Raw genomic sequence first — 14,198 nt, 5'->3', positions numbered from 1 at the left:
CCTCTAATCACCAATCTCTTACTTCAAAACCTGTACATCAATATAGCTATCATTATAAACTGTTTCGGTTGCCTTGATGTAATCACTTTCATCTGCTTTATACGGGTTCTCCACAAATTTTTGTGGGTTACGAGCCACAATAGGGAACCAGGTGCTTTGTACCTGGATCATGATGCGGTGACCTTTTTTAAAGGTATGCAACACATCCTGCAGGCGGAAATTCACATCTGTTTTTTGATTGGCTACCAATGCTTCTGGTTTTTCAAAGCTGTTGCGGAAACGTGCCGGCATTACTTCCGAACGTACCATTTGCCAGTAGTTGCTCAGGATGATGTTTTTGTTTGGCATGTATGGATTGTTAGGTTCATCAGGTGGGTAAACGTCAATCAGTTTTACAACAAAATCAGCATCGGTACCCGTTGTGGCAATTTTAAGGTGCGCCATGATCTCGCCGCCAAGGGTAACATCATCATTTAATACTTCACTCTGGTAAACCAATACATCCGGGCGGCGACCTGCAAAACGCTGATCCTCGCTCATATAATTGTGAGGGGTGAAGCCCATGGTTGTAGTGTTATCTTCAGTATAAGGAACCGGTTTGAGCGGATCGCTTACATACGAAACTGAACCGGCAGATGCGGCTTGAGTAGTTGAAAGCTTGCCGTCGGCCCCTAAAAACATTTTTTCGTGTACAGCATTTGCAGCAGGCCATTTGTCAAAAGTGGCCCATTCTTTTTTGCCGGTATTAAACATGTAAGCATTTGGTAAGCCGGAGTTTTTATCGCCATTGCCCTTCAGGAAATGGTTAAAGAATTTAGCCTCGATATTTTTTTGATAGAAGGTAGCCACGCTATCGCCAAAGTAAACATTGCTGTGCATGGTATGCCCCGTTTCGCGCGACCATCGGCCATGACCGAATGGCCCCATCACAATAGTATTGTAAGCGTTCGGATCGGTTTTGTTAATGGTTTTATAAATAGCCAGCGGACCGGTTAAGTCTTCGGCATCAAACCAGCCGCCAACCAGCATTACTGCAGGCTTTACTTTGCCGTAGTGTTTTAGCAGGCCGCGTTTTTGCCAAAACTCATCATAGTTAGGGTGGTTGATGGTTTCCTGCCAGAAAAAGTTATCATGATAAAACTTATCTGCATTTTTAAGCGGGCCCAGATCTAACAGGTATTGATAACCATCTTTGCTGTCGGGTTTAAGCATGGTATACCAGGCTTTGCTTGTTGTATCTGTTTTTTGAACACCAAATACCGGGAAGGTGAAAAAGTAACCTTCAATAAAAGCACCGTTGTGGTGGAAATCGTCAAAAAAGAAATCGGAAATAGGGGCCTGAGGAGATGAGGCCTTGAGCGCGGGGTGGTTGGACAGGATACCGGCAGCGGTATAAAAGCCGGGGTAGGAGATGCCATACTGGCCAACCTTGCCGTTGTTGTTGGCTACGTTTTTAACCAGCCAGTCGATGGTGTCATAGGTATCAGAACCTTCATCAACATCTTTTTTACTTTTTTTGTTGTCGATAACCGGGGTCATGTTGGTCCAGGTGCCTTCACTTTTCCAGCGGCCGCGTACGTCCTGGTAAACAAAAATGTAGCCCTCTTTCATCATAATTTCAGATGGTCCAAGTCTTTGAGGGTATTTGTCCTCACCATAAGGGGCAACGCTGTAGCAAGTGCGCTGCATCATCATCGGATACTTGTTTTGTGGCGAAGCATCCTTTGGAGTATAGATGGATGTGAACAGTTTTACACCATCGCGCATGGTGATGTACACATCTTTTTTGGTAAAATGCTCCTTTACGTAGCTACTTTGAGCATTAACGCCGGTGTATAGTAACACCAGCACAAAAAATAAGTTAATTTTCTTCATGAGATCAGTCGTGTTAATCGGCTAATTTAATAAACAGTTCAGGATAAACCGACTTATCAACGGTTCTGTTACAAATGGGGTAAAATGCAGGGTGTTTAGGGTAATTTTTAAAGGGCAGATTAAGATAGACCGCCCCCGATATAATAGTCGGGTTTATAACGACTGGTGCAGCTATCATTTAAACAGCAAGCATTCGCAATCAATCCTGCAAATTACATAAACCTGCTGCGGTTTAACCTGTATAACTTTTCATTTAGTAAGTTTTAAAAAATCCGGAATAATATAAGAAACAGCCATTTCAACCGTATTAATTTAACCAGCACATTATGCCTCAACCGGCAATAGTTAAAAGATGTTAAATACACTATATACATAGGTAGCGAGCCAATGCCTCGTTATATATTAGCGGCTAAATAAAAATTGATTGATTTATATTATTAACTATCTTTGCAGAATGTTTAAAAAGCAACTAACGTTATTAGCCAGTGTTTTAGCTATCGTAATTATTACGCTTGGCAGTTGTAAAAGCAAATACGAAAAGTTAAAAGCCAGTAACGATTACGCCAAAAAATACCAGGAAGCTATTAAGTACTATAACAAAAAAGATTATAACAAAGCTTTAGGTTTATTTGAGGTGCTGGTTGAACGTTATCGCGGTCGTGAAGGTGCTGAGGATCTTTTTTACTATTACGCGTTCACATATTACAAACAAAAAGATTATACGTCGGCCAGGTATCACTTTAAAACATTCGCAGACACTTATCCTTCAAGCCCAAGGGCTGAGGAATGCCGTTTCTTTTCGGCTTATTGCTACTACCTTGATTCGCCTATATATTCGCTTGACCAGGATAACACGTTAAAAGCTATCGATGCTTTACAGTTGTTTATTAACCTTTATCCCAAAAGCGACCGTGTGGCAGAAGCCAGCAAGCTGATCCAGAACCTGCGCGATAAACTGGAAACCAAAGCTTATGCCAACGCTAAACTTTATTTAACTATCAGCGATTTTCAATCGGCAGTGATTGCGTTTAACAACGCTTTGCGCGATTATCCTGATACCAAATACGGCGAAGAAATGGAATACCTTATTGTTAAAGCGCAATATCAGTATGCTTACCATAGCTTTGAAACCAAACAGGAGGAACGCTTTAACCAGGCTATAGCCTATGCCGACCAGTTTGCTGAAAAATATCCAAACAGCAAATACCTGCACGAAACGCAAACTTATGTAAAAGACAGCCAGCAAGGTATTAAACAAGCTCAACGCCTTATTGCCGAAGCAATGAGCAATTCAAAAGTTGCCAAAAAGCTTGCATCTAAAGATACTGTAACAACTACAGCGCCGTCTGAAAAAAATCAGCCGCAAAAAATACCATATTAATTAAGATATATTAAAGAGTTAAATTAAGATATGACAGCTAACAACAGTAATAAACCAGCAGCAGCCAGCAGCACTGTAACCCGCGATTTACGCGAGCTGGATACCAAAACAGAGAACATCTATGAGTCGCTTGTGATTATGTCAAAAAGGGCTAACCAGATTTCGAACAACATTAAAGAAGAACTTCACCAGAAACTTTCTGAGTTTGCATCATCAAATGACAACCTTGAAGAAGTGTTTGAAAACCGTGAGCAAATTGAAATTTCAAAATACTACGAAAAATTACCTAAACCATCATTAGTTGCGGTTCAGGAATTTTTAGACGGTAAGGTTTATTACCGTAACCCAACTAAAGAAGTTTAGCCCCCCGGCCCCCTGAAGGGGGAGCATAGGAAATTATTCATGATACAACAAAAGACTCCCGTATGGGAGTTTTTTGTTACTTTTAATTTTATAACATAGCATTCCCCCTTTAGGGGGTTAGGGGGCATATGAAAAATATTGTTTTAGGAGTTTGCGGTAGTATTGCAGCCTACAAGTCGGCACTACTGGTAAGGCTGCTTGTTAAAGCAGGAGCTAACGTTAAAGTGGTGATGACAACAGATGCAACACATTTTATTACACCGCTCACACTTTCTACCCTGTCAAAAAATCCAACGCTGGTTGATTATTTTAAGGAAGATACCGGCGAATGGAACAACCATGTTGAACTTGGGCTTTGGGCCGATATGATGGTTATTGCCCCAGCAACTGCCAATACTCTTGCTAAAATGGCCAATGGCCTTTGCGATAATTTGCTTAGCGCTGTATATCTATCGGCCAAATGCCCGGTTTATTTCGCCCCGGCCATGGACCTTGATATGTGGTTACACTCTGCTACACGTCAAAACGTAAGCAGGTTGCAGTCGTTCGGTAATATCATGATCGCACCCGGAAACGGCGAGCTGGCAAGTGGTCTGCACGGCGAAGGACGGATGGCCGAACCTGAAGAGATTGTTGCCTTCCTGGAAGCCGAATCAAAAAAAAAGCTCCTTTTAACAGGTCATAAAATATTGGTAACCGCCGGACCAACCTATGAAGCCATAGACCCGGTTAGGTTCATCGGCAATCATTCATCAGGTAAAATGGGGTTCGCTATCGCGGATGTATTGGCATCGATGGGGGCCGATGTTACTTTGGTGACAGGGCCTACCGCTCAAACAAGTAAACAACAAAACATTAAACGGGTAAATGTTACTTCGGCGGCGCAAATGCTTGAAGCTTGTCTGTCTGTTTACAGTGATGTAAAAGCCTGCATTATGAGTGCTGCCGTAGCCGATTATACCCCGGCAGATGTGGCCACTCAAAAGATCAAGAAACAGGATGGCGGTTTAACCATCGAGCTGAAGAAAACCACCGATATATTAAAAAAACTGGGCGAAGCTAAAGGTGCAGGGCAGATATTGGTTGGTTTTGCGCTGGAAACCAACGATGAGGAAATGAACGCAATAACCAAGCTGCAAAAGAAAAATCTTGATTTTATTGTACTAAATTCGCTCAATGACGCGGGTGCCGGTTTTGCGGGCGATACCAATAAAATAACCATTATTGATCGGGAGCTTAAACAAACCTCTTTCGATTTAAAAACTAAAGAAGCTGTAGCCCGCGATATTTGCGATAAAGTTGCCCAAATGATAAACGGATGAAAAAACTGCTGCTTTACACGGTACTGATGATTGTTTGTGGCCAGGCTATGGCCCAGGACCTGAATGCCCGTGTGCAGGTTTTATCGCCCAAAATACAGGTTGCCAATAAACGAGTTTTCCAAACCCTGGAAACGGCGATGAAGGACTTTCTGAACGGCCGCAAGTGGAGTGCCGACCCAATTTTGCCACAGGAAAGGATAGATTGCAATTTTGTGCTGAACGTTACCAACTGGGATGGCAGCAGCAATTTTACCGGCGAACTGCAAGTACAATCGTCAAGGCCGGTGTATGGTTCATCTTACACATCTACCTTGTTAAACCTCAATGATAAAGACATCAGCTTTAGCTATACCGAGGGTCAGACCATCGATTACACTGATCAAAACTTTCAGGGCAATTTAAGCTCTATCATGGCTTTTTATGCCAACATTATTATCGGGCTTGATTATGACAGCTTTTCTAAATTTGGAGGAACACCTTATTTTTTGGCTGCCCAAACTATAGTAACTAATGCTCAGACATCATCGTATAGCGGCTGGAAAGCTTTTGATGGCAATGTGAACCGTTATTGGCTATCCGAAAATCTGAATAATAAATTATATAACCCGCTGCGCAGCTTTTTGTATGATTATCATCGCAACGGGCTTGATTTAATGGCCGATAATGTAAGCAAAGGCCGCAAAGCCATTGATGCCCTGCTACCTCTGCTACAGCAGATAGACAGGCAGCGCGTAGGAGCTATGCTACCGCTCATATTTTATACTGCAAAAAGTGATGAGCTGGTTTCCATTTACAGCAAGGCCGATAACCAGGAACGCCTAACCGCCATGAACCTGTTTTTACAGCTAGACCCTGCTAATGGGAATAAGTATCAAACATTGCAGAAATAAGTAAAGGTGCTTTTATTTAAAAGCTAACCTTTCTATCTTAACCTCAAACTTTATCGCGATGCAACTAAACCTTAATTACAGGAAAGCTATTCTTTTACTGATTCCGTTTGTCGTAGCATTGGTACTTATGACTATGACGCTCAACCAAGACAATCGGCGAGTTATTTCAGAAATAAGTAACTATTTATTGATAATAGGTATGCTTATCCCAACGGCCTGCCAGGCTTACATGCTTATTGGTTTTATTAATGCGACGGGCAAAAACGATCCATACTTTAAAATCAATGCATTGATACCTGTGTTTTTTTTAATTGTCCATGTGTTTTATCTTATTTTTCTTTCATTCAAGGCACACGGCCACGCAACTTCACAATACCATGTACAACCAAAATCAGGACCGGTAACAGCAGCAGAAATACATGGAGTAAATTTGGTGATCATGTTATTCCTGATCTACACATTCATCAACTTCATTTTTACAAACAATAATTATGTATCCTGGCAGATAAAGAAAATAGCAGATACAAGTAAACAGGCCGAATTAAGAAATAGCTATTTAAACCCGATGAGGATATTGGTGAGAACGGCACTCTATATATTCGGAGGCTTTGTTTTAATTACAGCGATCGGCGATGTCTTACGATTTGTTTAACGCCATTATTTACCCAACCTGATCAAATAAAACTGATCTAAAGTAGCAGCTCTCTTCTTTTTAATAATAAATGGCAGGCTCAGATTTTCATGAGGAAAATCCTGAAATGCTTTGACCGTATTATAGGTAATTCCCTTTGCTTTTAATTCAGCTACCGCTTTTTCGTCGGCTACAATGATCCGGCTTTTCAGACTGTCTGTTTTTAAGATATCATCAACATTAGTATAAGTCGCTTCACCTTTGTAGTAAAAATCGAAGGTGTTTGATAAAACCGCCGCACTTACTTTCTGCTGGGGATAGTTTTGATTAAGGTATTCGGCTGCTGAAAGATCTCCGCGGTAGTCAACAATAATAGGATAAGCAACGGTTACGAGGTAAACATTCACCAGAACTGATACGGCACAGGTAAATAAAAATACTGGCTGGTAAATCTGCGCCGGTTTTTTATAAATGTAGATAACCAGGCCAATGAATCCTATAATCAATACAGCAAATACGGGCCAGCACTCCGGCGCAAAAACGAAGTTAAGCGCTATAACAGCAACCAATAAAAGAGACGTAATGATGTATTGGGCGATCTTGAAAAACTTAAATTCTGCATCAACTTTTAATGAACTAATAAAAGCCGCTGTTATAATAGCAAAAAACGGGAACAGGATATTGGTATAAAATGGCAACTGAAACTTCGATGCCGAAAAGATTAGCAACATTAAAACTCCACCAGAGATACACAGATATTCGGGCTGGGCAATACGCTTAACCATTTTCCTGATGGTAGCATAAAGTGAGTAGAACAGGATAATAGCCCAGGGCGCGAAAGCCCAAAGCAGGGTGTGCACAAAAAACAGCTTATCGCCGTGGGTATTGGTAATGTATCCGTTATTGTTAAAACGCCCGAACTGGCTATCCCATAAAAACCAGTGGATTCCGGAAATCCCGGTACGACCAAAAACAACTTTTTCGGGGTGAAGGTCGAACTGCATGTATACCGAATATATTTCGGGCAAAGTAAATATCACTACCAGGATAAACGACAACAGCCATTTCCAGTGGAAAACACCCTTGATATTTCCTTTAAACAGGTAATCGCCAATGATGGATCCCCCTATCGGGATAAGCAGGTAAATACCTTTGGTCATTACAGCACATGCTGTAAATATGGAAGCCAATAGTATATCGGCAATGCTGATACGCTTTTTTACTTTATAAAAATGGTAAACGGCGCCCATGAGCAGCCCCATAATATAAGGCTCGGCACGTACATCGGTATTTGACATTAGGCTGTGTTGGGCTGTAAGCAATATCAGGATAGCGATAATGGCTGTTTCATCACCATAAAACTTTTTGGCAAGCTTGTAAGTGTACACCACCGACATGAAAAAGAACAGCAAGGCCGGCAATTTATAGGCAAAAGTATTGATGCCGAAAATCTTAAAACTGATAGCGATAATCCAGAAAGGGAAATGCGGCTTATCGAGCCAGTCGGCACCATGATATAACAGGTCGGTAAAGTTATTGCTTTGCGCCATGCTGCGCGCGAGGGCCGAATACAAAGCCCCATCATCGGTAAAAAATTTGATGCCGATACCGGCTACATTAAGCACGATAGCTAATAACAGCACAATAAAATAAGGCCGTTTTTGCGATGAAAAAATTGAAGCTGCTGTACTATCCACTAAAAATATTTATGCCCAAAAATAGCTGAATTTTAATTATTCCACGGCAGGTATTTGGGTTGATCGTTATTGATCAACTCAGGCTTGGCCGAGTTTAGAGTTTCCCCATTCAAAACGCGCTCATACAATACAATGTATTCGGCAGCCATTTTAGCGATATTAAAGTTATCGGCCGCGTACTGGTGACAGTAATGTTTGTTAAAACTTTCAACGTTTTTCAACCCGGCGGCTAATTCAGATTTACTTGACGAGAGCAATCCAACCTCCGCGGGTACCAGCTCGGGTAGCGAGCCGTAAGGAGTACCGAAAACCGGACATCCAAAATAAAGGCTTTCAATAATGGCTATCCCGAATGGTTCATGCCACAGTACGGGGAAAAGCAAGGCCTTCGAGCTGTTCATCACTATCGATTTTGCTTCATCCCCAACCATACCCTTAAAACGCACATTTAAATTGGGCGTAAAACGCAGGCCCATCTTAAAGTTTAGGCGTGTACCGCCAAGAACTATAAGTTTATTCTCGCTCATGGTAGCTACATCAATAGCCCCCTTTACATTTTTTACCCGCCAGGCGGCCTTTGCGAGAAAGTGAGTATGCGTACGCTTTTTATCCAGTTGGGGAGTTTGGTAATCTGCTATATCAACGGAGTTGTGCACAAAAATCGACGAGCCATATCTTTTTGCATGATTAGCTGACACGAACACTGTGTTGATATCAAGTTCCGATTCACCCGGATTTGTTTGCAACGTAATGATATAAGGCTTTTTAATAAATCCGTTCATTTGGAAAAAAAAGTGCACTATGTCAATTTCATCAGGTACTTGTTGATTAATCTCCTTAGTCGGATCATAAATTAGCACTTTTGCAAAAGGACAGGTTGAACCTTCTCCAACCAGGTAGGTAACCTTATGGCCGAGTCTGTTCAATTCGCGGCCAAGCCACCAGACAATACGTTCGATGCCACCATATTTGGTTGCCGGGATTGGGGTGTTGTTTACAATGAGGATGTTCATAGTTACTCCTTATCCGGCAAAAGTAAGATTTGAGGGCGATAATTGCGGCGCTAAATACATACCTGTTTATCCTTCAACACAATTAGTTATATTTAGGTCTAAATTTATACTTATTACAATTTAAACCTGTTTATGCGAAACCTAAGCAAATTGTTAATTTTCTGCCCGGTATTTTTATTCGGATGTGGTAATCATTCAAATAATTCAAACAATAATCCGACTGCCATTTATAACGACACTGCTGCCAAACCTCTGTCTATCGTTACAGATTTTAGAAATGCTGTATTGTTAGATAGTTCGGAAAATGTCATGTTTCCATTAATAAACCCCAATATGGCAGAAGACAGAGGTATTAAATCAACCGGACAAGTGTCTTATTGGAATATAGTTTTCTATAATTCTTTATCAAAAAAATATCATTTGCTTGATAATCGAAAAATGGTAATCCTCCAATATGATGAGCAGAACCAATTTACAAGCTCACATAACGATGAATATTATTCAGATACTGATGTTATTAATGCGTCGCAGAGTTTCCTGAGTGATGGAAAATTCATTTGCTATTCAATAATAGTTGATGATTTCAACAAGGATGGAAAACTTGACTATGACGATCCTAAATATCTGTTCATGTCTGACAAAGCCGGGAATAACTTCAAACAGATATCGCCGGGCAACCTAAACGTTGTTAGCTGGCAACGTATTCTAAAAACAAATAAATTACTTATTGAGATTCAACTCGATAGTAATGGCGATAAAATATTTGATAATAAAGATCATATAGTGCCTTATGTATACGATATAAAAACGGGCAAACCCGCCGAACCGATTTTCAGTAACGAGTTCAATAAAGCTACAGGTGAGCTTTTTGAAAAACAGTGGTCTGAGTCAAAAAAATAATCTTATTGCCCAATCGTATAAAGTACATTCACTCTAAAATCCATTCCTGTCACAATGAAACTTAAGTTAACCTTTTTACTGATGGCTGTTGTCTGCTTTGCCCGGCCAGTTTCCGCCCAGAACCACATGGCCGATTTTAAGGCCCTTGTAGCCAAAGATGATACGGCCGCTGCATTTAAACTATTGCAAGGCTGGCAAAAAACCGGCACAAACGATCCCGACTTCTACATAGCCAGCTATAACTATTACGCAAAAAAGGGGCTAACTGAAGTTCTGAGTATTCAAAAAGATCAACCCGCAGGTCAAAGTTTACAGCTTACCGACAGCACAGGCAAGGTTGCCGGTTATCTTGGCGGTGGTCAAACTTCCTATAATTTAACTTATTTGAATAAGGGATTTGAATATATTGATGCCGGCATAGCCAAATTTCCGGCACGACTGGACATGCGTTTCGGCAAAGTTTACCTGCTGGGCAGAATAGAAAACTACAAAGCGTTTGCCGAAGAAATTATCAAGGCCGTTAACTACGGACAAACTATTGGTTTCAAATGGATCTGGAGCGAAGGTAAACCGGTAGAAGATCCCGAAAATTATATGCTCAGCAATATCCAGACTTATGTTATACAATTATATAACGCAGGGGATCAAAACATGGACCACATCCGTGATATCTCCCTTGCCATATTAAAATACAAGCCTGATAATGTTGTCAGCCTCTCCGATTTATCCATTAGCTATCTTGCAAAAAAGGACTATGCTCATGCATTGGAAGCATTGTTGAAAGCCGAAAAACTGGCTTCTCACGACTATATAGTTTTAAATAACATTGCCTATTGTTACCAGTTACAAGGGAACAAGCCTGATGCCCTCAAATACTATCGGCTGGTAAAACAATACGGCGACGATGAAGCGAAAGCGCAGGCAGATAAAAAAATAACCGAGCTCAATAAGCCGTAATTATTTCTTAAACCACTTCCTGCTCGCCACCAATAAGCCAAACTCTTCTGATGGATATTTCTCCGTCGATTTATGATGTATCTTATGTGCCCGGCGAATCCCAGCCAGGTAGCGGTTATCGCTTTTAAAAGCTTTAAAGCGGTTATGGATAAACCAATCGTGAAAAATGAAATAGATGATCCCGTAAATACTGATGCCAGTCCCGATCCAAAAACGATAATCTAAACTTAAATGCCCTATCCACATCAGCCATAAAGCAAAAGTCGCGAAGCCTATACTGAACAAGTCGTTCAGCTCAAACCAGCCATGCCTTTGTTGGTGATGGGTTTTGTGGATAAACCACAACGGCCCGTGGAAAAGGTATTTATGCATAGCCCAGGAGATGAGTTCCATGAACGCAATCGTCGATAGCACAATAACTATATATGCTAATATTTTCATATCATTTAGCGGCAATGTTCTGCACTATCAGGTTTTCCATTTTTAGATTGTTTTCATCTTCGTGATCACCATAGCCGGTCTTCTTGAAAATCAGCTTCCCTCGCTTATTGAAGATAATAACCGTTGGATATCCCCTAAAACCAAACTGCCTGTCAGGGCATTTGGTTTTATCATCTGGCGTATATTTAGCTAAAGTTTTACCCGTATAAATTTTTTCATTGCAACCGGGTATAAAGTAAACAGGTAATTTAAAATCCTGACGCTTACTAAAATCCTTATACATTCTAACAAAATTATCTATCGATTTATCTTGTGAAATAAACCGCTTAACTATGCCGCTATCGGTTTGGCATAGTGTTATGAAGCAAAAGTTCTTATTCTCCTTGTACTTTGCGTAAAGCTTGTGCAACATACCCATCTCGCGAAAACAAGGCGGACAAGGGACAAACCAGCAATCAATGAACAGTACTTTATTTTGCCCCAATTTTTTTAGTGTAGTATGCTTTCCGTTGATATCATAAACCTCAATATCAGGTACCGATTTAATTTGTTTGGTTTGCGCATTAACCGTAAAGCCGAGCAAAATTAAAAATGCGAATAAGGAGCAGGTTATTACTTTCATAACAGAAGTATTTACCGCTAACTTAAAATTAAAAAAGCGGCTATCAAATGATAACCGCTTTTAAATATTTCAAATTAAAAATCCAAAATCGAAAATCCCAATTCCGAAATTAAATATGTATCGCCCTGTTTTCGGTAGCTGCTAAACATGCTTCGCGCATGGCTTCGGTATACGTTGGGTGGGCATGGCTCATGCGCGAAATATCTTCGGCACTTGCACGATACTCCATAGCCACAACAGCCTCGGCTATCATATCTGCAGCACGTGGACCAATCATGTGTACACCTAAAATTTCGTCGGTAGTAGCATCAGCCAATACTTTTACGAAACCATCAAGGTCACCGCTGGCACGGGCACGACCGCTTGCTTTGAATGGGAACGAACCTGTTTTGTATTTAACACCCGCTGCTTTCAATTGCTCTTCTGTTTGACCAACAGCGGCAACTTCCGGCCAGGTATAAACTACTCCCGGGATCAGGTTGTAATCGATATGTGGTTTTTGGCCGGCAATAATTTCGGCAACCAGCGTACCCTCGTCTTCAGCTTTGTGAGCAAGCATAGCGCCTTTAATTACATCACCAATAGCGTATACACCTTTAACTTTGGTTTCCAGGTGCTCATCAACTGTGATTTTACGGCCACGTTCTTCAACGGTGATACCGATATTTTCCAAACCCAAACCATCGGTATAAGCAATACGGCCAACAGCTACCAGGCAGTAATCGCCTTTAAGTTCTTTCTTTTCGCCTTTAGGGGTATCGAAGCTAACTGTTACTTCTTTGCCTTTTACAGCAGCGCCGGTAACTTTGTGGCCCAGGTAAAATTCCATACCCAGTTTGGTCAACACTTTCTGTAATTCGCGACCAAGGCCTTTATCCATTGTTGGGATAATGCCGTCCATAAATTCAATTACAGATACTTTAGCACCCAAACGGGCATAAACCGACCCCAGCTCCAAACCGATAACGCCACCACCGATCAATACCAGGTGTTTAGGCACTTCGCTCAGGGTTAAAGCTTCGGTTGAAGTGATAATGCGTTTTTTATCAATAGGCAAAAATGGCAGTGCCGATGGTTTTGAACCTGTAGCAATGATCACATTTTTACCGGTGATCTCAGTAACAGTACCATCGCTCTTTTTAACGGTGATGGTATTTTTATCTTTAAATGATCCTACACCAAAGTGAGTGTCGATCTTGTTTTTCTTCATCAGGTAGCTGATACCGCTGGTGTTGGCATCAACAACTTCCTGTTTGCGTTTGATCATCTGCCCAAAATCTATCGAAAGATCTTTAAGGTTGATGCCATGTGTTTTAAAAGCATGGGCAGCATTGTGGTAGTGTTCAGACGAATCCAACAACGCCTTTGAGGGGATACAGCCTACATTAAGGCAGGTACCGCCAAGGGTATTATATTTTTCAACAATTGCGGTTTTTAAACCCAGCTGGGCACAGCGGATAGCGGCTACATAACCACCGGGGCCCGAACCTATAACTATAACATCATATTGCATAGTAGTGTGTATTTTATGGTGGGCAAAGTTAAGGATTATTAAAGGTGTAATAAACAGTATTTTGTTAAAGTTGAGATAGTGATTGGAGATTCGTTGTATGAACTTGAATTCATAGAATTAAAGAATGGTCATCTGGAGTTAAGACAAAAAAATCTCTTTTCGAAAATGCTTACAAATCCCTGCTCAGAAATTATGGTGTTGCCTGCGGCCCGGGCTATCCGTTGCAAGTCCTCGTCTTTCTTGCGCACAAACCCAACCCGCACTGTGGGCTTTTCACTGCTATCCCTAACACGGGTACTACAAGGGAGTAGCCTTCTGTTGTCAACAAGTTGTGGTCAATTATCCTGATGCTATATAATATAAGTGCGTTAGTCACCTGTAAGAAATATGCAATTGATATAATGCCAAACTAACGAAACGCGGGTAGCGGTACATTATAAATGTTATTCATATAAATATTGAATGATAATATAGAAGTAGTGATGCGGGTTAAATAAGGTTCGGGGAAAGCTTTAAGCGGCTTGCTTTAAACTTTTTCTTATTGAGGAATAGTGAGTTATAGGGAATGGGTTAAAAATGGGTAAAAATAATTT

13 protein-coding genes are annotated in these 14,198 nt (G+C 41.0%); 7 read left to right on the top strand and 6 right to left on the bottom strand.

Features of this window, described 5'->3' with window-relative positions; genetic code table 11:
• Nucleotides 1-18 precede the first annotated feature (18 nt).
• Nucleotides 19-1,875 carry a CocE/NonD family hydrolase gene (locus AC59JO_RS28345; RefSeq protein WP_413666029.1) on the bottom strand — a complete coding sequence of 619 codons (1,857 nt, stop codon included), beginning with the start codon at nucleotides 1,873-1,875 and terminating at the stop codon, nucleotides 19-21.
• Between the two features lie 454 nt (nucleotides 1,876-2,329).
• Between AC59JO_RS28345 and AC59JO_RS28340 the strand changes: the two genes are divergently transcribed.
• The 5 genes from AC59JO_RS28340 (at nucleotide 2,330) to AC59JO_RS28320 (ending at nucleotide 6,483) form a co-directional block, all read left to right on the top strand.
• Complete coding sequence (locus AC59JO_RS28340; protein WP_413666030.1) at nucleotides 2,330-3,256, top strand: outer membrane protein assembly factor BamD; 927 nt, start codon at nucleotides 2,330-2,332, stop codon at nucleotides 3,254-3,256.
• Nucleotides 3,257-3,286: 30 nt separating this feature from the next.
• Nucleotides 3,287-3,619: a DNA-directed RNA polymerase subunit omega gene (locus tag AC59JO_RS28335; protein WP_090529735.1), complete on the top strand. Its 333-nt coding sequence runs from the start codon at nucleotides 3,287-3,289 to the stop codon at nucleotides 3,617-3,619.
• Nucleotides 3,620-3,747: 128 nt separating this feature from the next.
• Nucleotides 3,748-4,941, top strand: coding sequence for a bifunctional phosphopantothenoylcysteine decarboxylase/phosphopantothenate--cysteine ligase CoaBC (gene coaBC, locus AC59JO_RS28330; RefSeq protein WP_497309692.1), 1,194 nt, complete (start codon nucleotides 3,748-3,750; stop codon nucleotides 4,939-4,941).
• A complete protein-coding gene (gene porD / locus AC59JO_RS28325) occupies nucleotides 4,938-5,831 on the top strand; it encodes a type IX secretion system protein PorD (RefSeq protein ID WP_413666032.1) in 894 nt (297 codons plus the stop codon). The genes coaBC and porD overlap by 4 nt, the downstream gene beginning before the upstream one ends.
• A gap of 58 nt (nucleotides 5,832-5,889) precedes the next feature.
• On the top strand, nucleotides 5,890-6,483 hold the full coding sequence (locus AC59JO_RS28320; protein ID WP_413666033.1) for a hypothetical protein: 594 nt from the start codon (nucleotides 5,890-5,892) through the stop codon (nucleotides 6,481-6,483).
• Between the two features lie 5 nt (nucleotides 6,484-6,488).
• Here AC59JO_RS28320 and AC59JO_RS28315 read toward each other — a convergent pair whose 3' ends face one another.
• Nucleotides 6,489-8,159 carry an ArnT family glycosyltransferase gene (locus AC59JO_RS28315; RefSeq protein WP_497309689.1) on the bottom strand — a complete coding sequence of 557 codons (1,671 nt, stop codon included), beginning with the start codon at nucleotides 8,157-8,159 and terminating at the stop codon, nucleotides 6,489-6,491.
• Between the two features lie 32 nt (nucleotides 8,160-8,191).
• Nucleotides 8,192-9,172: a glycosyltransferase gene (locus AC59JO_RS28310; RefSeq protein ID WP_497309687.1), complete on the bottom strand. Its 981-nt coding sequence runs from the start codon at nucleotides 9,170-9,172 to the stop codon at nucleotides 8,192-8,194.
• A 333-nt stretch (nucleotides 9,173-9,505) separates the two neighbouring features.
• Between AC59JO_RS28310 and AC59JO_RS28305 the strand changes: the two genes are divergently transcribed.
• Both AC59JO_RS28305 and AC59JO_RS28300 read left to right on the top strand, forming a co-directional pair.
• Entirely contained in the window at nucleotides 9,506-10,072 is a 567-nt protein-coding gene (locus AC59JO_RS28305) for a hypothetical protein (RefSeq protein WP_497309685.1), read from the top strand.
• Between the two features lie 54 nt (nucleotides 10,073-10,126).
• Nucleotides 10,127-11,029 (top strand): tetratricopeptide repeat protein, encoded by a 903-nt coding sequence (locus AC59JO_RS28300; RefSeq protein WP_497309683.1) that lies wholly within the window; start codon nucleotides 10,127-10,129, stop codon nucleotides 11,027-11,029.
• Here the strand turns inward: AC59JO_RS28300 and AC59JO_RS28295 are convergent, their stop codons facing one another.
• The 3 genes from AC59JO_RS28295 to lpdA all read right to left on the bottom strand — a co-directional run bounded on the left by AC59JO_RS28295 (nucleotide 11,030) and on the right by lpdA (nucleotide 13,605).
• Nucleotides 11,030-11,470, bottom strand: coding sequence for a sterol desaturase family protein (locus AC59JO_RS28295; RefSeq protein ID WP_497309681.1), 441 nt, complete (start codon nucleotides 11,468-11,470; stop codon nucleotides 11,030-11,032).
• Between the two features lies 1 nt (nucleotide 11,471).
• A complete protein-coding gene (locus AC59JO_RS28290; RefSeq protein ID WP_497309679.1) occupies nucleotides 11,472-12,092 on the bottom strand; it encodes a TlpA family protein disulfide reductase in 621 nt (206 codons plus the stop codon).
• Nucleotides 12,093-12,201: 109 nt separating this feature from the next.
• The gene (gene lpdA, locus AC59JO_RS28285; RefSeq protein ID WP_121234164.1) at nucleotides 12,202-13,605 is read right to left on the bottom strand and encodes a dihydrolipoyl dehydrogenase; all 1,404 of its coding nucleotides are present in this window, start codon (nucleotides 13,603-13,605) and stop codon (nucleotides 12,202-12,204) included.
• Between the last annotated feature and the right edge of the window lie 593 nt (nucleotides 13,606-14,198).

The organism is Mucilaginibacter sp. A5337, assembly GCF_059690695.1.
The sequence above is the reverse complement of the archived record's forward strand: the minus strand, read 5'-3'. Positions and strand labels throughout refer to the sequence as shown.